This window comes from Agrobacterium sp. (assembly GCF_059499945.1).
The window spans coordinates 591,271-610,883 of the sequence record NZ_JCABZP010000003.1 but is presented as its reverse complement, the minus strand read 5'-3'; the positions used below and the strand labels follow the sequence as shown (position 1 = coordinate 610,883).

The following is a 19,613-nucleotide window of genomic DNA, read 5'->3' as shown; positions in this document are numbered from 1 at the left end:
GACTGAAATCCGCGGCCGGAGCATTTCCGGCAAAGCTGCGGAGCGGTTTTACGCCCGGAGAATACTAGAAAACTCTAACTCATCATGCCTTACGGGAAACCGGTGCGATCGTCGCCATCTGCTGCAACGTCCGTTCGTTCGTGCGTTTGGCCCGTGCCAGCGCATCGTCGCGATCTTCCGGCAGGGTGTAGGTCATATAGGAAAGCGAGGTTTCGAGGTCGTTATTGTTGTGTCCGAGAATGGCGGCGAAATAGCTGTTCTTGGTTACATGGGGCGGCGCGAAATTGTGAAAGGCCACCTCGGCATAGAGGTGCCGGAGGCCATAGGGCTTGGGAAGTTCTTCCTTCGGCCAGAGATCCTCGAACAGGTTAAAAACCGTGTCCCTGAGCAGCAGGCGGGTTTCCGATGAAAAATCATCGATCGACATGCCGTGCCACAATTTTCCCTGCCCGCTTTCGCGCAGGCGCTTATAGGCCGCCAGAATGGTTTCCGAGCGGGCAAGCACCGGGATTTCATAGGTCACCCCGAATTTCGTTCCCTCACCCTGCTTCGTCTTGGCCTGGCCGTTGAACAGGAGGCTCCATTTGGAAACGCCCTTGCCATAGGGGGCAGGTGAAAATTCCGCCTGGGTAAAGACCTCATAGGGGCGGCGTCCGGTCATGCCGATCAGGCCGATGCCGATCATCAGGGGATCGGCGGACAGGAGTTTATCGGCGCAGATCTTCAGAACCTGCCGGTAATTCTCGAAGGTGATCAGTGCGCCGTGCTTTCTGGCGATCTTCTCCATCTTCACCCGGCGTGCATCGTCATACATCGCGGCATCGCCGGTGGCGATCTTCAACATCGGGTGATCGTCGCCGAAGGCCTCGCGGATGGCGTTACGATATTTGGTGATATAGGAGATGATCGTGGTCTGGGCTCTGCCCTTCATGGTGCTGATTTCAGCATTCCACAGGGTCTGCATCTCGTCTTTCGTTCCCATGCCATTCATCGCCGAAATGAAATCCGCGATGCGCAGAAGAACGGTCGGCTTGCGGCCGGCGGTATTGAATTCCGCCCGCTCGATTTTTTCGACAATCGATGTCGCGACGCCGTTTTTCGGATAGTCGGCCCGTTCGATATAGGTTTTCAGCCGCTCGCGCAGCTTCTTCATGTTGCAGATGGCAAGCGGGGTGCTCTTTGCGCCGAATTCAGCCTTCAGGGCATAGCGGTATTTCATGATGTAGAGTTCGAGCGTCTTTTCGGTGCGGCCATTGTCGAAATGGTAGCGGACCTCGGCATCCCACAGATCACGGATTTTTCTGTTTCGCAGCGTCTCATCGCTTTTCATCGCCTCCCTGACCTCACCAACGAATTGATCGATGCGTTCGACGAGGACCGGTGTTTTTGTTTTTCGTTTTAAGGCGGGCATGCGGCGGCTCCCTGAACCGGTCGGGAAATATAAAATCCATCTTTGGCGATCAACAACAGCATGGTTGCGGGAATATGATGAACATTCGCCGCAGGCCGATTTCTTTTGAATAATAGTTTGACCGATTCCGCAAGCATGGCGGTGATTTAGGAAAATATGGGAAACGGTTTCCGAGCGGCGTCGCTCGCCCAGGAAGCTGGAAAATGCTGCCGGCTTCCATGGTTCATACCGGTAAAATCCAGCGGAATTATTCGCGCGGCTTCGGAATGTCTGCCAAGCCTGCCGCGATTGGCCGGCTTACTTCGGCAGTCGGGTCTTCAGCGCTGCCACGATCTTGTTGGCAAGCGCCTCGTAATCCTCGTCGAAATGATGGCCGCCTTCGATGCCGAGCGTTTCCACGCCCTTCGCCTTCAGGCCGGGGCAGGGGTCTTCATCCTCTTCCTCCGTGCCATAGATGCACTGCACCAGTCTCGGATCGATCTTGGCGATATCATCTACGGTCTTGCCGCCCTTGCCCTCTCCGGCAACGCCGAGCCAGCCCTGAACGGAAATTTCGAAATCCACTTCCGTGGACAGGCCCATGAGAGTGAGCTGCACGACATGTGATTTCGCCCGTTCCGGCAGGAGGTTATAGGTGGCGGGAATGATGTCGGCGCCGAAGGAATAGCCGATCAGCACGACGTTGCGAGCCTTCCATTCCTTGCGATAGGTGTCGATGATGCGTGCAAGGTCGCCCGCCACTTCCTGTGGCTGTTTTTCTTTCCAGAAATAACGCAGCGCATCGACGCCGATCACGGGAATACCCTGCTTCTGCAATGCGCCGCCCACTTCTTCATCAAGATCGCGCCAGCCGCCGTCGCCGGAATAGATCACCGCCATGGTGTCCATCACCGGGCTGGTTTCCAGAACCTTGATCGGCAGGCCGAGCGGGCTGTCGGTGTCGCCTGCGGCATCGACCTGATCGGACAGGGTCTGGGTCAGAACCTCGTCCGCCTTGTCATCCACATCCGTCACGTCGATATCGGGATGCAGCTTGACGAGCGCGTTGACGTGGTCGCGGCCCTTCTGGTCCGCAGCCGGCGTGAACAGCACGCTCACGGGGGCGGGCAGCGGGCCATCGGTCAGGCCATAGACCGTTTCGCCATCGGCTTTGTCCTTGGTGGCGGGGGTGCAGAGGATCTTTTCCAGCGGCAGGCCGGCCTTGGGGTCGACGGCTATGGCTTCCCTGATGGTCGAGACCGGGCTCTGCGCAATCATCGCCAGTGCCAGCGTTCCGCCCTTGCCGATGCCGGTGAGAATGGGCTGGCGATAGCTGCTGGTGCCGGCGGTGCGCTGGATCTGCTGCGACAGCGACTCGATGTCCGAGATCATATAGATGCATTCGTCTTCATCGGCCTCGAGCGCCTTCAGATATTCCCTGAAGTCGATGCCGACCACGGCGGCGCCTTTTTCCACGAGCGCCTTGGCGCGGGTCTCGTCGGCGCTCGTCCATCCGTCCGCGTCGGAAATCAGGAAGACGCTGGCGAGAATTTCGCCATCCGGCACCATGATGTGCTCGGCGGGGATCATGCCAGTCTCGTAAGCGGGCTTTTCCTCAGCAAAAACTGCGGTGGAGGCAAACAGGGCGGAGGCGGCAAGGACCGCTTTCAACATGCTGGATTTTCTCATTTTCCGATCACTCCTCGGACGCCGCCGCTAATCAGAACCGTCGCGTCCATCAGCGCCAGAGCGGCGTCTGCGCCGTTCTGCACGGCAAGGTAACGCGGTTCCCATTTCGGGTGGAACTTTGCCTTGAAGGCGCGAAGTCCCTTGAAGTTGTAGAAACGTTCGCCGTGTTCGAACAGCGTGCTGCCGATGCGGTCCCAGACGGGTGCCGCATCGCGCTTCGACATGCCGGACATCGGCGCCATGCCGAGATTGAAGCTCTCATAGCCGGCCTCGCGCAGATATTGCATGATGCTGACGAAGAGAAAATCCATCGAGCCGCGTGGCGCATCCGGCGAAAAACGCATGAGATCGACGGTGGCTTCCTTTTTCGTGGCGGTCACCATCAGATTGGCGAAAGCGGTGATCTTTCCATCCTTGCGCAGCACGGCGACGGGTTGCGACAGGATGTAATCCGGCTCGAAAGCGCCGAGCGAGAAGCGCTTTTCCCGGGTATTGTGGTGGGCGAGCCAGCCGTCGGAGACCTGTTTCAGCTCATCCATAATATCCGCCACCTGCGCTTGCTCGATCACCTCGAAGGTCAGTCCGTCGCGCGCGCCGCGGCTCAGCGACTGGCGAAGATTGGCGAGCTTGCCGCCCTTCAGCTCGAATGCGGTGAGATCGACCAGCGCCAGTTCGCCCAGCTTGAAGGCGCGCAGGCCCGCATCGGCGCAATGGGAGAGGAGGAAAGGTGAAATCTGATAGAAGGCGGCGCGTGCACCAGCAGCGCGGGCGGCTTCCACAAATTGCCAGACCAGATCCGGGAAATCATCCTCATCGCCGACCGGATCGGCAAACGCGATCCAGGAGCGGCCCTGAATGCCGTACATGATGAAGGCGTTGCCGCTTTCGGAAAACATCACATGCTTGTCGCCCATGCGCACCAGATTGGCGTCGGCCGCATCCTGTGTCATGACGATGCCGGTTGCGCTCGTGACGTCGTCGGCCTTGATGGCGTCCGGCCGGAAGGCTACCGGCCGCATCAGGCTGAAGATGGCGATGGTGGAGGAGGCAAGCACGAGGCCCAAAAGGGCGCGCAATCCGCGCGGCGCTTCTCCGGAGAATTCGAACTGCCACCATAATGTCTGGCTGTAATCCGTGTCGCGGTAAACGAAGAGCAGGATTGTCGCTGCGCCGGCAATGATGACGGCCATGGCGGCGAGCCAGCTTGGGCCCAGCGCCTGTTTCACCAGCGAGGCATGACGGTTGAAGCTGCGCATATTGACGGAAAGTGCCGCAATGAAGACGCCGAGAATGGCGGCTTCGAACACGGCAATGGCCTTGAGGAGGGAGAGAACCAGCGCCAGCGAGGCGGCGACCAGCGCAATCCACCAGGCGCCATCCAGCCGCTGCCCGAGGCCGCGCGAGGCGACGACAAGCACGAGGCCGAGAATGCTGGTCAGAAAATGCGCCGCCTCAACGATCGGCAGCGGCACGAAATTGGACAGGAAATCCAGATTGCTGTCGGGTGTCGGCGTCACGCTCGAGAAGATCAGCATGGTGCCGAGGATCATCGCGAAGGTCGATAACAGCGGCGGCGCGAGCCGCACGGCAAGCTGGCTGATATCGGAGACAACAGGCTTTGCCGCGAACTGCTTCATCTCCGAGACGAGCATGACCAGAATGGCCACCACCAGCGGCAGGACGTGATAGATCACGCGGTAGAGAACGAGGCTTCCGAGCAGCTGGTCGACGCTGATGGCGTTGCCAAGCCCCGCGACCATCACGGTTTCGAAGACGCCAAGACCGGCCGGTACATGGCTGAGGACGCCGAGGCCGACCGCGGTGGCGTAGATTGCAAAAAATGTCGGCCAGCCGAGATGCGTGTCGGGCAGGAGGACATAAAGCACGGAGGCGGAGGCGGCTATATCGAAGGCGGAGACGAGGAACTGGCGGGAAGAGGTTCGGCTGTCGGGGAGGCGCAGGCGCCATTTGCCGAGCCGGATCGCGTGCCCGTTACGCCCGACATAGGCCGCCACCGCGAGAACCGCGATGACGGCGAGCGCCGCACCTCTGAGGATGACGGCATCAACGCCGATAATGGCGGCGATGCGCGGCGCAACGATGAAGGTGGAGATGGCGCTGACCGAAAGCAGGCCAAGCCCGAAGGACAGTGTGACGAAGGCGATGACGCGGGCGATTTCGCCGGGCGACAGACCCAGCCGCGAATAGGCGCGAAAGCGGATGGCGCCACCGCTCAAGGGACCGAAACCGGCGGTATTGCCTATGGCATAGGCCGCAAAGGCTGTTGCCGCCATGGGCGGAAAGGGCAGCTTGCGGCCGATATATTCGATCGCATTGGCATCATAGAATATCAGCGCCAGAAAGCTGAGCGCGGTGAAAACGATGGCGAGCAGCACCGCCGAAGCCGAGGTCTGCGTCAGCGCATCGATGACGTCGTCATAACGGACTTCGGAGGTCAGGTGATAGATGGCGAAGGTCATCATCACGAAGACCAGCGTGATGGCAATCGCGGTCAGATAAGGACGGTTTCTGGCAAAAAAGCTTTCAACCGCGGATTCAGTAACATCGGTTTGTGTAATTTCGCTCTTGTCTGCCATTTACTTTGCCCAGCGCCCGTTCCTGTTGGCGAACCATAGGATTGTGTCGCTAATTCGTTTCTGTTGCGGAAATGTGATTAGCAGAAAAGCATGAAGTGTCGATGTGAAGTTTGTGTCCGATCATGCGCGAATTTCAACAAGTCTGGAGTGAGAAATGCAACTATGGAATGCATGGTTTGCGGGATTGTTCCGAAAGGCGGCAAATTGACCGTTGTGGTTGCTTGGTGGTGCCGTTTGATGCGATTACACGCTCCTTTCGATTGAAGGAGATGCCAATGAACATGCCCACAAGAATAGTTGTTTCACTCGTCGTCGCCCTCGTGGCCGGTGGCGGATACATGGCGGTGGACAAGATGCGCGGTGCCGAATGGGTCGTTTCGCCGCAACAGATTGCGGAGGCCAAGGCGAAAGGGCAGATGGGTTATGAATCCCGTCCGGGCACCGTGACCGTTTTGCCGATCCGCAGCGAGACGGCGGATGTGCTGCCGATGAAATGGGCGATGATCGGTGTTGTCGCCGGGCTTCTGGCTTTCCGGGCGAGCGGCAAGAAAAAAGCGGCAAAGGCTTAAGGGCCTGCCGCTTCCTGTCTCCGGCGCTCAGCGCCGGAGATGAATTGCAATTTACGCCTCACGCGCCCCAGGTTTTTTCGAGCACGCGGATCCAGTTGCCGTGGCAGATCTTGGCAAGCGCCTCGTCGTCGTAACCACCGTTTCGCAAGGCCTGGACCAGCAATTGCAGGTCGGCTGCATCCTTCATGGCGGCGGGAATGGTGGTGCCGTCGAAATCCGAGCCGAGTGCGACATGATCGATGCCGATACGGTTGACGATGTAGTCTACATGGCGCACCAGCTCGTTCAGATCGGTATTCGGGTTCTTCACGCCGTCCTGGCGCAGGAACAGAACGCCGAAATTGATGCCGGCGAGACCGCCCGTGTCACGGATGGCGTCCAGCTGACGATCCGTCAGGTTACGGCTGTGATTGCAGAGCGCATAGGCGTTGGAATGGGATGCCACCAGCGGCGCATCCGAAATCTTGGCGATATCCCAGAAACCCTGCTCGTTCATGTGCGACAGGTCGACCATGATTTTCAGTTCGTTGCAGGTCTTTATCAGCCGCTTGCCGGCCTCCGTCAGGCCGGGGCCGATATCCGGCGTCGAGGGGAAACGGAAGGGCACGCCGTAAGCGAAGATGTTCGGGCGGCTCCAGACCGGTCCAAGCGTGCGAAGACCCGCTTCGTAGAGAACGTAAAGCGCATCCAGATCAGCGCCGATCGCTTCCGCGCCCTCGATATGGAAGACGGAGGCGAAAGCGCCTTTCGCCATGGCATCGCGGATATCGGCGACCGTGCGGCAGACCTTGAGCGCGCCTGCTGATTGTTTCTCGGCCCGGAACAAAAGGCCGGCCATGGCGAGCGTCGCCTTCAGCGCGTCCGCCTCGGTGGGTGTCGGATAGTCGCCGTTAGCGTCCTTGTCCATGCTGGGTGAAGGCACATAGGCGGCGCAGAGGCCGCCAGCGAGGCCGCCTTTCTTCGCGCGCGGAAGATCGATGTGGCCGACGGTATCCCCTTCGATGAGGAGCGTTTCGGGAGAGGCATTGCCCGATCGCCATAACCGCAGAAGCACGTCGTTGTGGCCGTCGAAGACGGGTACGGGTTTTTGATCGGTCATGGTCATTCACCTTCGGATAGGGGGAGGGCGCGGGCGCGCACCTATTCAGAGTTTTGAGAATTGGTAGAGGAAAGGTCAAGGCGGGAGCAAATGCAATCCGTGCATAGGCTCTGCCAAATTTGGAATTGGTCGGGCCTCGTTTGCTCGTGGTAATCGCGGGAAAACATAAAAAAAATGACTGGATTGGGGCAAACCCACACCGTTTCTGAAAAATAAGGTCCGAAAGGGGATTTTCGATGATTTCAAGACGCAACCTGCTGATTGCCGGCGCTGCCGTTCCGTTCCTGTCCTATGCGCGCATTCCGGCCTTTGCCGCAACGCCCAAGGATATTCTGGTGGTCGCCCAGCAGCTGGACAATATGACGAGCCTTGATCCGCATGAAGGTTTCGAAGCCGTGGGCGGTGAAATCATCTCCAACATGTACCAGAAGCTGGTGCGTGCAAACCGCGAAGACTCCACCAAGGTCGATCCCGTCATCGCGAAATCCTGGGAAGCCGATGCGGACAGCAAGGTCTTCACCTTCGTGATCGGTGACGAGGCGACCTTCTCGAGCGGTGCGAAAGTCACGGCGGAAGACGTTGCCTTCTCGCTGCAGCGCGCCATCAAGATGAACAAGAGCCCGGCCTTCATCATCAGCCAGTTCGGTTTCACGCCTGAAAATGCCGAGACGACCATCGTTGCCGCCGACGACAAGACGGTGAAGCTGACGACGGCAAAGCCGACCGCCATCTCCTTCCTGCTCTATTGCCTGTCTGCCAATATCGGCGCGATCGTCGAAAAGAAGGCGGTTCTCGCCAATGCTTCGGGCGAAGACCTCGGCAATGGCTGGCTGCAGAAGAACAGCGCCGGTTCCGGCGATTTCGTACTGCAGGCCTGGAAACCTAGCGAAAGCGTAGCACTCACCGTCAACCCGAACGGCCCCTACAAGGGCAACATCAAGCGCGTCATCCTGCGCCACGTCACAGATCCGTCTTCCCAGCTTCTCATGCTGCAGAAGGGCGATATCGACATTGCCCGCGACCTCACCTCGGAACAGCTGCGCAGCGCCCAGAAAGATGCGAACATTGAGCTGGAGCGCAAGAGCATTGCCTCGCTGGTGCTGATCTCGCTCAATCAGGGCAATGAGAACCTTGCCAAGCCGCAGGTCTGGCAGGCGATCAAATGGGCGCTGGACTACAAGGGTATGCAGGAAAACATCGTGCCGCTGTCCCATAAGGTTCACCAGAGCTTCGAGCCGGAAGGTTTCCCCGGCGCCGTCGACGATACGCCGTTCCAGCGCGATGTCGAAAAGGCCAAGGCGCTGATGGCGGAAGCCGGCCTTGCCGATGGTTTCGAGATCACCATGGATCATTATTCCGCCCAGCCTTACCCGGATCTGGCGCAGGCCATTCAGGCGAACCTTGCCGATATCGGCATCAAGGTGCGTCTGCAGTCTGCTGAGAACCGTCAGGTCCTGACCAAGATGCGCGCTCGCGAACACCAGATGGCGCTTTCCGCATGGGGCACGGATTATTTCGATCCGCATTCCAACGCCGATGTCTTCAACATCAACAAGGACAATGGCGACGACGCCAAGTCGAAGCCCTTCCTGTGGCGTTCGCGTTTCAAGAACGATGATTTCGCCGCCAAGGCGGAAGCCGCCCGTGACGAGAAGGACCCGGCAAAGCGCGTGGAGCTTTATGAAGCCCTGCAGCGCGAGCACATGGAAAACAGCCCCTTCGTGTTCATGTTCCAGACCACCAAGACGGCGGCCTTCCGCAAGGGCGTTTCCGGTTTCGAACTGGGCGTTCTCTCCGAGGGCAATTCCTACCACGATGCGAAGAAAGCGTGACATTGAACAAGCGCGTTAAAAGCATATCGTCGATACTGGGCAGCGTCATCCTGACGCTGTTCGGTTTGATGATCATCACCTTCATGATCGGGCGCGTGATGCCCGTCGATCCCGTCATTGCGGCGGTCGGCGACAATGCGCCCGAAGACGTCATCGTGCGGGTGCGGGCCGAAATGGGTCTCGACCAGCCGCTGGTCGTGCAGTTCTTCCATTATGTCTCGCAGGTTCTGCATGGCGATTTCGGCAATTCGATCCTGACCCGCAATCCGGTCTGGATCGACATCAAACGCGTCTTCCCCGCCACTTTCGAACTTGCCACCGCAGCCCTCATCCTTGCTGCGCTGATCGGCATTCCGCTCGGTGTCTGGGCGGCGGTTAAGCAAGGCAAGCTGACCGACCAGGTCATCCGCGTCGTCTGCCTTGCCGGTCACTCCGTGCCGGTCTTCATGCTGGCGCTGATTTCACTGCTCGTCTTTTACGCCACGCTCGGCGTCGCACCGGGACCGGGCCGGCAGGATATCATCTATGACGGCATGATCTCGCCGGTCACCGGCCTGATGACGGTCGACACGCTGCTTGCGGGTGACTGGGACGCCTTTTACGACGCCATCGCCCATATGGTGCAGCCCGTCTGCATTCTCGCCTATTTCAGCATGGCCTATATCACCCGCATGACGCGCGCCTTCATGATCGATGCGCTGAAGGGCGAATATGTCATCACCGCCCGCGCCAAGGGCTTGTCCGCCATGACCGTTATCTGGGGCCATGCCTTCCCCACGGTCGCCGTGCAGCTCATCACGGTTCTCGCGCTCACCTATGCCGGCCTTCTCGAAGGCGCCGTGGTGACGGAAACCGTGTTCAGCTGGCCGGGCCTTGGCCAATATCTCACCGTCTCGCTCATGAACGCGGACATGAACCCGGTCGTCGGAGCAACCCTGTTGATCGGCTTCATCTATGTCGCCCTCAACCTGCTCGCAGACGTGCTTTACAGAGTTATGGATCCTCGCGTTCGATGATGTTAGCTAATTTTAGAAACTGGGCTCTGGATGAGACGCCGCATTCCCGCAGCCAGGCTGCCTGGGGAAACCGGTACCGCATCTGGCTCAACCTCAAGTCCAACCCGCTGGCGGTGGTCGGTCTGACCATCATCGTCCTCTTCATCGCACTGTCGCTGCTGGCGCCATGGCTCGCGCCCTATGATCCGGCGACGCAGAACCTCGGCAACCGCCTCGCCTTTCCGAGTGCCGAGCACTGGTTCGGCACGGATGAGCTGGGTCGCGATATCCTTTCGCGTATCCTCTATGGTGGCCGCGTCACGCTCGGCATGGTCATTGCCGTCGTTGTTCTGGTCGCGCCGATCGGGCTCGCCATCGGCTGTATCGCCGGTTATTTCGGCGGTATCGTCGATACGGTGCTGATGCGGGTGACGGATGTGTTTCTGGCGTTCCCACGCCTTATCCTGGCGCTTGCCTTCGTCGCGGCGCTGAAGCCGGGCGTCGAAAGCGCCGTTCTCGCTATCGCGCTCACCGCTTGGCCGCCCTATGCGCGCCTTGCACGCGCCGAAACCATGACGGTTCGCGGCAGCGATTTCGTCGCGGCCTACCGGCTGACGGGTGCTTCCGCCTGGCGCATCATCGCCCGCCATATCGCGCCGCTCTGCGTGCCGAGCCTTATCGTGCGCATCACGCTCGACATGAGTTCGATCATCATCACCGCCGCCAGCCTCGGCTTCCTCGGCATGGGCGCGCAGCCGCCGTCGCCGGAATGGGGCGCGATGATTGCTACCGCCAAGCGCTTCATCTTCGAACAATGGTGGGTCGCCACCATTCCGGGCATCGCCATCTTCCTCGTTTCGCTCGCCTTCAACTTCCTTGGCGATGGTCTGCGCGACGTGCTCGACCCGAAGGGACATTGAGCCATGCTGGTCGAAATCGAAAATCTGAAGATCGCATTCCAGACCCGTACCAGCCGTTTCGAGGCGGTGCGTGGTGTGTCGATGAAACTGGGCACAGAAAAGCTCGGCATCGTCGGTGAATCCGGTTCGGGCAAGAGCCTCACGGCGCGCGCACTGATGAAGCTTCTGCCTTCCAATGCGGATATCCGCGCCGACAAGCTCTCCTTCGACGGTATCGACGTGCTGTCCGCCAGCGAAAGGCAGATGCGCCAGATCCGTGGCAAGCGGGCGGGTTTCATCCTGCAGGACCCGAAATATTCGCTGAACCCGGTCAAGACCATGGGTGCGCAGATCGCGGAAGCCTGGCGCGCCCACAAGGGTGGCAGCAAGCGTGCGGCCATGGAAGCGGCAATCGCCCTGCTCGATCAGGTGAAGATCCGCAATCCGCGCCAGGTCGCCTCGTCCTACGCGCATGAGGTTTCCGGCGGCATGGGCCAGCGTGTCATGATCGCCATGATGCTGGCGCCCGATCCCGAGCTTCTGATCGCCGACGAACCGACGAGCGCTCTCGACGCCACGGTGCAGGCGGAAATCCTGCGGCTGATCGAGGAACTGGTGTCGGAACGCGGCATGGGCCTTATCCTCATCAGCCACGACCTGCCGCTTGTCTCGCATTTCTGCGACCGCGTGGCTGTCATGTATTCCGGCCGGGTGATGGAGGAACTGAAGGCTTCCGAACTCCTGAAAGCACAGCATCCTTACACGCAGGGTCTCTTGAACTGCATTCCCTCGCTGACGCATCCGCGCGAGCGTCTTCCCGTTCTCAACCGTGATGCAGCGTGGTCCAGCCTATGATCGACGTCGAAAATCTCCGTATCAAGTTCGGCGACCGTGAAGTGGTGAAGGGCGTGTCCTTTTCGGTGGAAAAGGGCGGCAGCTTCGGCATCGTTGGCGAAAGCGGCTCGGGCAAGTCCACCATCCTGCGCGCCATGGCCGGCCTTAATGAAAGCTGGGAAGGCCGCGTCGCCTTTGCCGGCAAGGATGCACCGCTGAAGCGCACGCCGGAATTCTTCCGGCAGGTGCAGATGGTGTTTCAGGACCCCTATGGTTCGCTGCATCCGCGCCAGACCATCGACCGCATTCTCAGCGAATTGCCGTTGGTGCACGGCATGGACAATATCGAAAAACGCATCCAGCAGGCTTTGTCTGACGTGGCCTTGCCGCAGGCGGTGCGCTTCCGGTTTCCACACCAGCTCTCCGGCGGCCAGCGCCAGCGTGTCGCCATCGCGCGCGCCCTGATCGCCGATCCTGAGGTTCTGCTGCTCGATGAGCCGACCTCGGCGCTCGACGTTTCGGTGCAGGCGGAAATCCTGAACCTGTTGCAGGATTTGCGGGCGGCGCGCAACCTCACCTATATCCTCGTCAGCCACAATCTGGCTGTTATCGCGCATCTGTGCCCACAGGTGGGCGTGATGCTGAATGGCGACATGGTCGAGAAACTGAGCGCCGGTGATCTGCGCGAGGGCCGCATCAAACATCCGCATACGGAAGAGCTGCGCAGCCTGAGCATCCGGCTGGAAGAGCCGGCCTGAGATAGGTCTTTGGGGATGATGGAGAGGCAGCACAAGCTTTCCTCCGTCATCCTCGCCCCTGAGGCGAGGATCCATGCACCCGTGAGAGGTGGATCCTCGGGTCAAGCCCGAATATGCCGTGTCGGTTCCTATGTCCGTCCGGCATTCAATGAAGACACAAGAGACCGAACAATGTCACAGCAACTCGACTGGAACGCCGCTTCAACGCTTGCCGAGAGCTTCGTCTCGCAATGGGCGGGCAACGAGCCGGGCGGGGCGGTGATTGGTTTCGATCTCAGCGGCATCCGGTTTGCCCATGCGGGTGGGGTTGAGAGCCTTTCGACCTTTGCGCCGTTCACGCCGAAAAGCGTGGTGCGTTATGCCTCCGTCACTAAACATGCCTTCTGCGCCATGGTGCTTGCCCATTCCGATCTGATCGGTCTTGACGATCCACTCGGCAAGCATCTGCCGGAGCTGCAATCGTCGCTCCGCGAGGTGACGGTCGGGCAGGCGCTGGATATGAGCGGCGGGTTGCCGGATACGCGGGAATGCCTCTCGCTGCTTGGCCTTTCCGTTTACACCGAAACGAAGGCCGGACCGCTTCTCGACTATCTGTCCCGGCTGACCCGACTGAATTTCGATGCCGGCAGTGAGGTGTCCTATTCCAATACCGGTTATCGTCTGGTGGAAGCGGCGCTGGAGCGTCGCGGTTTCCGGTTCGATGATTTCGTGCAGACGCAAATTGCCGGTCCGTTCGGCGTGTTCCTGAAGGCGCCGGATGTCTGGAACGATCCGGTCGACGGCCTTGTGCCGGGTTACTGGAAGTCGGAAGACAACTGGCAGCTGTCGGCGGCCGGTCTGCATATCTCCGCTTCCGGCAGTCTTGCCGGCAGTGCCGAAGCGCTGACCCGCTGGCTGCAGGGGCTGATGCGGGGCGAGGGCAGTTTTGCGGGTGTTCTTGACAGGCTTTCGGCTGAGCGGCCGCTTGCCGACGGGCGGATGAGCAAATATGGCCTCGGCCTGCGCTGGTCGCATTTGGGGGATACGCGTTTCGTCGGTCATGGCGGTTCGCATCCCGGCTACAAAACCTATTTCCTGCTCGATCCTGAAAACGGCACCGGCTTCGTCGTGGTGTCCAATCGCGAGGATACCAACGGCTTCAAGATCGCGCTGGAAAGCATGGCGGCTTTGACCGGTCTGCCGCTGCCCAAGCCCGCCGCCAGCCTGCCTGATGGTCTTTACGTGACAGAAAGCGGGCCGTGGTGGCTGGAGATCAAGGGCAGCACCTCCACTTTCATCGATGGCGACGACACGCTTTATGAAGATGCCGATGGCTGGGTCTCTTCCCGCTCCGCATCCTCTCCGATGCGTCTCAGGCTTGAGGGCGATGCCATTGTCGGCGAGGCCGGTCACGCCGCCCGCTGCTTCCTGCCTGTCGCCGATCATGCCGTGCCGGATGATCTTTCGGGAACGTGGCGTTCCGATGAGGGGGCAGAATTTTCGATCAGCGGTTCGTCGCTGACGATGGGCATCGGTCCGACCCGCCGCAGTATGGCCCTGAAGGCGCTCGGTAACGGCCGTTTTCTCTTCACGCTCACAGATGGCCCCTGGACGAAGCGCGTCTGCCTCAACCGGCTGGGCGATGACCGGATCGAGCTGGTCTCCAGTCGGGCGCGGATGATCGAATATTATCGAAGCCGCTAGGTCGTCAGGCCGATCCGGCGATTGGCCGCAGCCCCGCGCCTTACAAGAGGGTTTCATTCACGCCTCATTGCACCTAATAAAGACGCTTCTGAATAACCGGAAAGATATTTTTGTTGGGAGTGTGAGCCGTGGAAGTCAAATGGCTCGAGGATTTCCTGGCGCTGGCCGGAACGCTCAATTTCTCGAAAGCGGCGGAGGAGCGGCATGTCACGCAATCCGCCTTCAGCCGGCGTATCAAGCAGCTTGAAGCCTGGGTAGGCGCGACGTTGGTCGATCGCGCCTCCTATCCGTCGCGGCTGACCGAGGCGGGCGTGAAGTTCGTGCCGGTGGCGCAGGAAACGCTGAAGCAGCTTTATCATGCGCGGCGCACCCTGCTGCAGGAAGAAGGGGCCGATGCCAGGACTGTTCGGCTGACGGCCCTTCATACCCTGTCCTTCACTTTCTTTCCCGACTGGCTGAAACGGGTGAACGAGACGGCCGGGCCGCTATTTTCAGTATTGCGCCCCGATTCCGGCAGCATGGAGGAAAACCTCAATTCGCTGGTGGACGGGCAAAGCGATTTTCTTCTGACCTATGCCCATCCCGAAGTGCCGATGCTGCTTGATGCGCAGACCTTCGAGTTCCGCGTGCTCGGCGCGGAAAACATCATTCCCGTTTCCGCGCCGGCGAAAGATGGTTCGCCGTTGCATGCGCTGGTGGAAAATGCGCGAAAACCCTTCGCCTATCTCGATTATGAAAAGGCCTCGTTCTTCGGGCCTTTGCTGCGCGATCTCCTGAGCGCGCGCCTGCCGCAATTCGAGCGGGTGCATGAAGGCAGCATGTCGGTGGGGCTGAAAGCCATGGCGATGGCGGGCTGGGGTGTCGCCTGGGTGCCGGAAAGCCTGATGCGGCACGAGCTGGATACCGGCACGCTGGTTCGCGCCGCCGATCCCACCTTCGATATCGCCGTCGATATCAGGCTCTATCGTTCGAAGGAGAACCGCCGGCCCGTGGTCGAGCGCATCTGGGCGGTTCTCGAGGGTTAGAGCATTTCCAGGAAAAGTGGACCCCGATTTTCCGTCCGGAAATGCGACAAACAAAACGCTTTCGATCAGATCGCCGTGCGGCGGGCGTTTTCCAGATAAAGCGCGCGCAGGCGGCTCACCATCGGGCCGGGCTTGCCATCACCCACCGGCTTGCCGTCGATCTTCGTCACGGACACCACGAAGTTGGAGGCGCTGGTCAGGCAGGCTTCATCGGCGTTCATCGCCTCTTCCAGCGTGAAAGGCCGTTCTTCCAGCGTGAAGCCGGCTTCCTTGGCCAGCTGCAGGGCGGCAAGGCGGGTGCAGCCGGGCAGGGTCTTGTTGCTGTTGCCGCGGGTGATGATCTTTTTATCGGCGGTGACGATATAAGCGGTCGAGGAAGCGCCTTCGGTCACGAAATCATCCTCGATCATCCAGGCCTCGTCGCAGCCTTCGGCCTTGGCGATGCGTTTTGCCATGACCTGCGGCAGCAGGCAGACGGTCTTGATGTCGCGGCGTTCCCAGCGCTGGTCGGGAACGGATTTGACGGCGATGCCTGCCTCTTCGACCGGGGTGCCGATGAGCTTCTTGGCCTGCGTGAACATGACAAGCGTCGGCTTGATATCAGCGGAGAACAGGAAGTTGCGGTCTTCCGCACCACGCGTCAGCTGCAGGTAGATCATGCCTTCGACGAGGTTGTTGTCGGCGATCAGGCGGCGTTCGGCCTCGACGATTTCCTTCGTCGTGACCGGCAGGGCCACGTCGATTTCGCGGGCGCTGCGTTCCAGCCGGGCCATATGCAGGTCGCTGTCGATCAGCTTGCCTTCCAGAACCGAGGTGACTTCATAAATGCCGTCGCCGAACAGGAAACCGCGGTCGAAGATGGAAAGGCGGGCGTCCGCTTCGGGCAGGAATTCGCCGTTGACGTATACGATGCGACCGGATGGGCTAGTCATGAAAACTCCGTCTGGAAAAGTCAGGCTAAAAGAAGGGTTTTAAGGGCGTCGATGGAAATGGCTTCGACCGTGGAGGCCTTGCCGGTGCCGGCATTGAAGCCTGATGTCGTTGTGGCCGTGCAGAGTGAGTTGAGGATCGCCTCCTCGGTTGCCTCTATTGCCGCTTCGAAGAGCGGCGAGATCGCATCGTTGGAAAGCTCGGGATAGTCTGTGACGGCCTTGCGGCGTGCAGGCGTGCGGCGAAGGCGCTCGTTGGTGGAAAATGCCAGCGCGTAATCGCCAGATCCATTGCTTAGTGCTGCGCCCGTTCGGGCCAGCCCACCAAAGCTTCTGGCGGCCAGGCGCTTCAGATTGCGGGAAGAGAGCGGCGCATCGGTTGCGACGATGATGACGATGGAGCCATCCTTGTCTTTATGATCAGGGCTGACATAGGGCTTGCCGCAGACCAGCAGATGGCCGCCGTAATTGGATTGCACGAGAACGCCGAGCGTGTAGGCCTCCCCGGCGATGGTGACGATGCGGGATGCAGTTCCGATGCCGCCCTTCATGCCGAAAGCCACCGTGCCGGTTCCGGCTCCAACGCCGCCCTCGGCCACCGGGCCTGTGGCAGCGTTTTTCAGCGCGGTGGAGATTTCCTCGATGGTCGGGCGACCGGCGCGGATGTCGTTGAGGCGGGAATCGTTGGTCTCTCCGACGACCGCATTGATCGACACCACTTTTTCGTTACCCGGCTGCGCCAGTGTGTGGCGGTTGATCGTCTCGATTGCCCGGCCGGTTGCAAGCGTATTGGTGAGGATGACAGGCGTTTCGAGTTCGCCAAGTTCCTCGATCTGTGTCGAGCCGGCAAATTTGCCAAAGCCGTTATAGACCGCAAAACCCGCAGGCACCTTGTCCTGAAAAAGATTGCCGCCATGCGGCAGGATCGCGGTTGCGCCGGTGCGGATCGTGTCGCCTTCGATGACGGTCGAATGGCCGATCGTCACGCCTTCGACATCGGTGATGGCATTGAGTGGGCCGGTCTCGAAATGGCCGGGCGGCAAGCCGATATCGCGCAGTCTCGGGCGGGTCGTCTGATGCATCGGGCGATCACTTTTGCGGAATGCAGGCTCAAGGTGGAACAAGCGCGGCTTGCGAAAAGCTTTGCTCTGACTTGACGTTAGCCTAGTTCGCCGGGAAACGGCATCGCAAAAATGGAATAGTTTTATGCGGGCAATGGATGCGCTCAGAAGGCGCGTAGCGCCGGTCCCCGTTCACGCTCCAGCCATTGCCGCATCGCGTCTTCGGTCTCTGCTCTCGTGGGCGCCCCGATGCGACCACCGAAGACGGTGCATTTCAGGGCAGCCGCAACGGAGGAGAGCCGGATGGCCGCGCGGCTTTCCATGCCTTCGGCTATGGCAAGCGCAAAGGTGCCGTGGAAAATGTCGCCTGCCGCCAGCGTATCCACCGCCTTGACCTGCATCGTTTCCTGAAAATGGACAGTGGGATCGCCAGCTTCCGTCCACCAGCAGCCTGCCGGTCCGGCGGTGACGGCGATGAAGGTTTGCGGGTAGCGGGCGTGCAGCACCGGCAGCATGTCCTCTACCGTCTCAACCCCCGCCAGCCGGGCGGCGGCGGGTTCAGAAAAAACGATGTGGGTCGCGGCGGGTGCGAGCTTTTCGAGGATTTCAACCGGCGCAACGTCGCCGTCGAGAATGGCGTGTTTGCCGAGCGCGCGTGCCACATCAAGAACATCGAGCGCCAGTTCCGGCCAGCGCACATCCACCAGCACGGCGTCGTAAGCGGCGAGGTCCGCTGATGTGCAGGAGCGCTTCTTCTCATGCAGCCTGTGATCATAAAAAGGCACGATCAGCCGCTCGCCGCGATCATCGATAATGATTGTGGAGAGTGCGGAGCGTGCGCCGGCGGCGACTGTCATACCTGTGGTGTCGATACCGCTTTCGGCGAGATCGCGCAGGATACGGGTTCCGGTCTCGTCGTCGCCCACAGCACCCCAAAGGCTGGCGTGCCCGCCCATGCGGTGCACCGCATAGGCTGCGCTGGATGCCATGCCCTCGGCGATCTGCAACATTTCGTAGGGCAGGACCTTGCCTTCGCCCTTTGGCATGTCATGGACGCGAAACAGGGTGTCGAGCACGGCTGCACCCACGCACAGCACATGTTTGCGGCTCTCGTGTTGGCTGTCCATGCCCGTCACCCTATGTCATTGTCTTACGCAATTTTACTCGGCATGCGCCTTAGATGCGCTTGCCGGTTGCCTTGTCGAAAAGGTGAACCATTTCCGGGTCGATGGCGATATGGATCGTATCGCCGAACCGCACGTCCAGCCGCTCACGGAACAGGCAGGCGATCTCGTCGCCCTTGCAGTTCAGCTTGGCATAGATTTCCGAGCCGGTGCCTTCGACCAGTTCGACCCGGCCTTCGATACCGCCGCTTGCTGCACGGATATGTTCCGGGCGCACGCCGTAGACGAGGTCGCGGCCGCCCAGTGCGGCGATGTCGCTGTTGGCGGGCAGGGGGAGGCTTAAACCCTTCACGGTGCGGAACACGCCTTCTTCGACGCGTCCACGAATGAAATTCATCGCAGGCGAACCGATGAAACCGGCAACGAAGAGGTTGGCCGGACGGTCGTAAAGCTCGAGCGGCGCGCCGATCTGCTCGATCACGCCGTCATGCAGCACCACGATCTTGTCGGCCATGGTCATGGCTTCCACCTGGTCGTGCGTGACGTAGATGGTGGTGGTGCCGATGCGCTGGTGCATGGCCTTGATCTCGCCGCGCATCTGCACGCGCAGCTTGGCGTCGAGGTTTGACAGCGGTTCGTCAAACAGGAAGACCTGCGGATCGCGCACCAGCGCGCGTCCCATGGCCACACGCTGGCGCTGGCCGCCGGAAAGCTGGCGCGGATAACGGTCGAGCAGCTTGTCCAGTCCCAGAATGGCGGCAGCCTTGTCGACCTTGGCCTTGGTTTCGTCGGCGCTCACCTTCTTCAGCTTCAGCGCGAAGCCCATATTATCCTTCACCGTCATGTGCGGATAAAGGGCGTAGTTCTGGAAGACCATGGCGATATCGCGGTCGCGGGCGGGCAGGTTGCTCACCTCACGCGCGCCGATGTGGATTTCGCCGTCGCTGACTTCTTCTAGGCCCGCAATCATGCGCAGCAGGGTGGATTTGCCGCAGCCGGACGGGCCGACCAGCACGACGAATTCGCCATCCTTGATATCGATATCGATGCCGTGGATGATATTGACCGCGCCGAAGCGCTTCTGGACGTTTAGAATATTGACCGGTGCCATGTTTTTGGTTCCCGTATT

General features: G+C 60.2%; 16 protein-coding genes. 8 read left to right on the top strand and 8 right to left on the bottom strand.

Going from position 1 to position 19,613, the window contains the following annotated elements; translation table 11 throughout:
• Window positions 1-82 precede the first annotated feature (82 nt).
• The 3 genes from telA to mprF form a co-directional block, all read right to left on the bottom strand.
• A complete protein-coding gene (gene telA, locus AC5I5B_RS05145) occupies window positions 83-1,411 on the bottom strand; it encodes a telomere resolvase TelA (protein WP_111794756.1) in 1,329 nt (442 codons plus the stop codon).
• Window positions 1,412-1,708: 297 nt separating this feature from the next.
• The gene (locus AC5I5B_RS05140) at window positions 1,709-3,079 is read right to left on the bottom strand and encodes a virulence factor (protein ID WP_111834166.1); all 1,371 of its coding nucleotides are present in this window, start codon (window positions 3,077-3,079) and stop codon (window positions 1,709-1,711) included.
• Complete coding sequence (gene mprF / locus AC5I5B_RS05135; protein WP_111834167.1) at window positions 3,076-5,676, bottom strand: bifunctional lysylphosphatidylglycerol flippase/synthetase MprF; 2,601 nt, start codon at window positions 5,674-5,676, stop codon at window positions 3,076-3,078. The genes AC5I5B_RS05140 and mprF overlap by 4 nt, the downstream gene beginning before the upstream one ends.
• 275 nt (window positions 5,677-5,951) lie before the next feature.
• Between mprF and AC5I5B_RS05130 the strand changes: the two genes are divergently transcribed.
• A complete protein-coding gene (locus AC5I5B_RS05130) occupies window positions 5,952-6,245 on the top strand; it encodes a hypothetical protein (protein WP_003503976.1) in 294 nt (97 codons plus the stop codon).
• Between the two features lie 58 nt (window positions 6,246-6,303).
• On the opposite strand, the gene AC5I5B_RS05125 is transcribed toward AC5I5B_RS05130, so the two are convergent.
• Window positions 6,304-7,344, bottom strand: coding sequence for a dipeptidase (locus AC5I5B_RS05125; RefSeq protein ID WP_111834180.1), 1,041 nt, complete (start codon window positions 7,342-7,344; stop codon window positions 6,304-6,306).
• A 236-nt stretch (window positions 7,345-7,580) separates the two neighbouring features.
• On the opposite strand from AC5I5B_RS05125, the gene AC5I5B_RS05120 reads away from it, so the two are divergent.
• The 7 genes from AC5I5B_RS05120 (at window position 7,581) to AC5I5B_RS05090 (ending at window position 15,370) form a co-directional block, all read left to right on the top strand.
• Window positions 7,581-9,176: an ABC transporter substrate-binding protein gene (locus tag AC5I5B_RS05120; protein ID WP_111834168.1), complete on the top strand. Its 1,596-nt coding sequence runs from the start codon at window positions 7,581-7,583 to the stop codon at window positions 9,174-9,176.
• A 2-nt stretch (window positions 9,177-9,178) separates the two neighbouring features.
• The gene (locus AC5I5B_RS05115; RefSeq protein ID WP_003503982.1) at window positions 9,179-10,192 is read left to right on the top strand and encodes an ABC transporter permease; all 1,014 of its coding nucleotides are present in this window, start codon (window positions 9,179-9,181) and stop codon (window positions 10,190-10,192) included.
• Entirely contained in the window at window positions 10,189-11,091 is a 903-nt protein-coding gene (nikC, locus tag AC5I5B_RS05110) for a nickel transporter permease (RefSeq protein ID WP_099085871.1), read from the top strand. The genes AC5I5B_RS05115 and nikC overlap by 4 nt, the downstream gene beginning before the upstream one ends.
• Window positions 11,092-11,094: 3 nt before the next feature.
• A complete protein-coding gene (locus tag AC5I5B_RS05105; RefSeq protein ID WP_111834169.1) occupies window positions 11,095-11,925 on the top strand; it encodes an ABC transporter ATP-binding protein in 831 nt (276 codons plus the stop codon).
• On the top strand, window positions 11,922-12,662 hold the full coding sequence (locus AC5I5B_RS05100) for an ABC transporter ATP-binding protein (protein WP_111834170.1): 741 nt from the start codon (window positions 11,922-11,924) through the stop codon (window positions 12,660-12,662). Before AC5I5B_RS05105 ends, AC5I5B_RS05100 begins: the two co-directional genes overlap by 4 nt.
• 171 nt (window positions 12,663-12,833) lie before the next feature.
• Window positions 12,834-14,345 carry a serine hydrolase domain-containing protein gene (locus AC5I5B_RS05095; protein ID WP_111834171.1) on the top strand — a complete coding sequence of 504 codons (1,512 nt, stop codon included), beginning with the start codon at window positions 12,834-12,836 and terminating at the stop codon, window positions 14,343-14,345.
• A gap of 128 nt (window positions 14,346-14,473) precedes the next feature.
• Window positions 14,474-15,370, top strand: coding sequence for a LysR substrate-binding domain-containing protein (locus tag AC5I5B_RS05090; protein WP_111834172.1), 897 nt, complete (start codon window positions 14,474-14,476; stop codon window positions 15,368-15,370).
• 65 nt (window positions 15,371-15,435) lie between these two features.
• On the opposite strand, the gene AC5I5B_RS05085 is transcribed toward AC5I5B_RS05090, so the two are convergent.
• The 4 genes from AC5I5B_RS05085 to AC5I5B_RS05070 all read right to left on the bottom strand — a co-directional run bounded on the left by AC5I5B_RS05085 (window position 15,436) and on the right by AC5I5B_RS05070 (window position 19,595).
• Window positions 15,436-16,302 (bottom strand): D-amino-acid transaminase, encoded by an 867-nt coding sequence (locus AC5I5B_RS05085; protein ID WP_111834173.1) that lies wholly within the window; start codon window positions 16,300-16,302, stop codon window positions 15,436-15,438.
• 20 nt (window positions 16,303-16,322) lie between these two features.
• On the bottom strand, window positions 16,323-17,381 hold the full coding sequence (locus tag AC5I5B_RS05080; RefSeq protein WP_111834174.1) for a P1 family peptidase: 1,059 nt from the start codon (window positions 17,379-17,381) through the stop codon (window positions 16,323-16,325).
• Between the two features lie 143 nt (window positions 17,382-17,524).
• A complete protein-coding gene (locus tag AC5I5B_RS05075) occupies window positions 17,525-18,487 on the bottom strand; it encodes a sugar kinase (RefSeq protein ID WP_111834175.1) in 963 nt (320 codons plus the stop codon).
• A 49-nt stretch (window positions 18,488-18,536) separates the two neighbouring features.
• Window positions 18,537-19,595, bottom strand: a complete 1,059-nt coding sequence (locus tag AC5I5B_RS05070) for an ABC transporter ATP-binding protein (RefSeq protein WP_013636780.1) — start codon at window positions 19,593-19,595, stop codon at window positions 18,537-18,539.
• Between the last annotated feature and the right edge of the window lie 18 nt (window positions 19,596-19,613).

What these genes read in the sequence shown, in the direction of transcription:
- AC5I5B_RS05080 (WP_111834174.1), bottom strand. Translation starts at nt 17,381, where the DNA reads ATGCATCAGACGACCCGCCCGAGACTGCGCGATATCGGCTTGCCGCCC.
- AC5I5B_RS05130 (WP_003503976.1), top strand. Translation starts at nt 5,952, where the DNA reads ATGAACATGCCCACAAGAATAGTTGTTTCACTCGTCGTCGCCCTCGTG.
- AC5I5B_RS05105 (WP_111834169.1), top strand. Translation starts at nt 11,095, where the DNA reads ATGCTGGTCGAAATCGAAAATCTGAAGATCGCATTCCAGACCCGTACC.
- AC5I5B_RS05085 (WP_111834173.1), bottom strand. Translation starts at nt 16,302, where the DNA reads ATGACTAGCCCATCCGGTCGCATCGTATACGTCAACGGCGAATTCCTG.
- AC5I5B_RS05125 (WP_111834180.1), bottom strand. Translation starts at nt 7,344, where the DNA reads ATGACCGATCAAAAACCCGTACCCGTCTTCGACGGCCACAACGACGTG.
- AC5I5B_RS05095 (WP_111834171.1), top strand. Translation starts at nt 12,834, where the DNA reads ATGTCACAGCAACTCGACTGGAACGCCGCTTCAACGCTTGCCGAGAGC.
- nikC (WP_099085871.1), top strand. Translation starts at nt 10,189, where the DNA reads ATGATGTTAGCTAATTTTAGAAACTGGGCTCTGGATGAGACGCCGCAT.
- AC5I5B_RS05120 (WP_111834168.1), top strand. Translation starts at nt 7,581, where the DNA reads ATGATTTCAAGACGCAACCTGCTGATTGCCGGCGCTGCCGTTCCGTTC.
- AC5I5B_RS05070 (WP_013636780.1), bottom strand. Translation starts at nt 19,595, where the DNA reads ATGGCACCGGTCAATATTCTAAACGTCCAGAAGCGCTTCGGCGCGGTC.
- AC5I5B_RS05100 (WP_111834170.1), top strand. Translation starts at nt 11,922, where the DNA reads ATGATCGACGTCGAAAATCTCCGTATCAAGTTCGGCGACCGTGAAGTG.
- AC5I5B_RS05140 (WP_111834166.1), bottom strand. Translation starts at nt 3,079, where the DNA reads ATGAGAAAATCCAGCATGTTGAAAGCGGTCCTTGCCGCCTCCGCCCTG.
- AC5I5B_RS05075 (WP_111834175.1), bottom strand. Translation starts at nt 18,487, where the DNA reads ATGGACAGCCAACACGAGAGCCGCAAACATGTGCTGTGCGTGGGTGCA.
- telA (WP_111794756.1), bottom strand. Translation starts at nt 1,411, where the DNA reads ATGCCCGCCTTAAAACGAAAAACAAAAACACCGGTCCTCGTCGAACGC.
- mprF (WP_111834167.1), bottom strand. Translation starts at nt 5,676, where the DNA reads ATGGCAGACAAGAGCGAAATTACACAAACCGATGTTACTGAATCCGCG.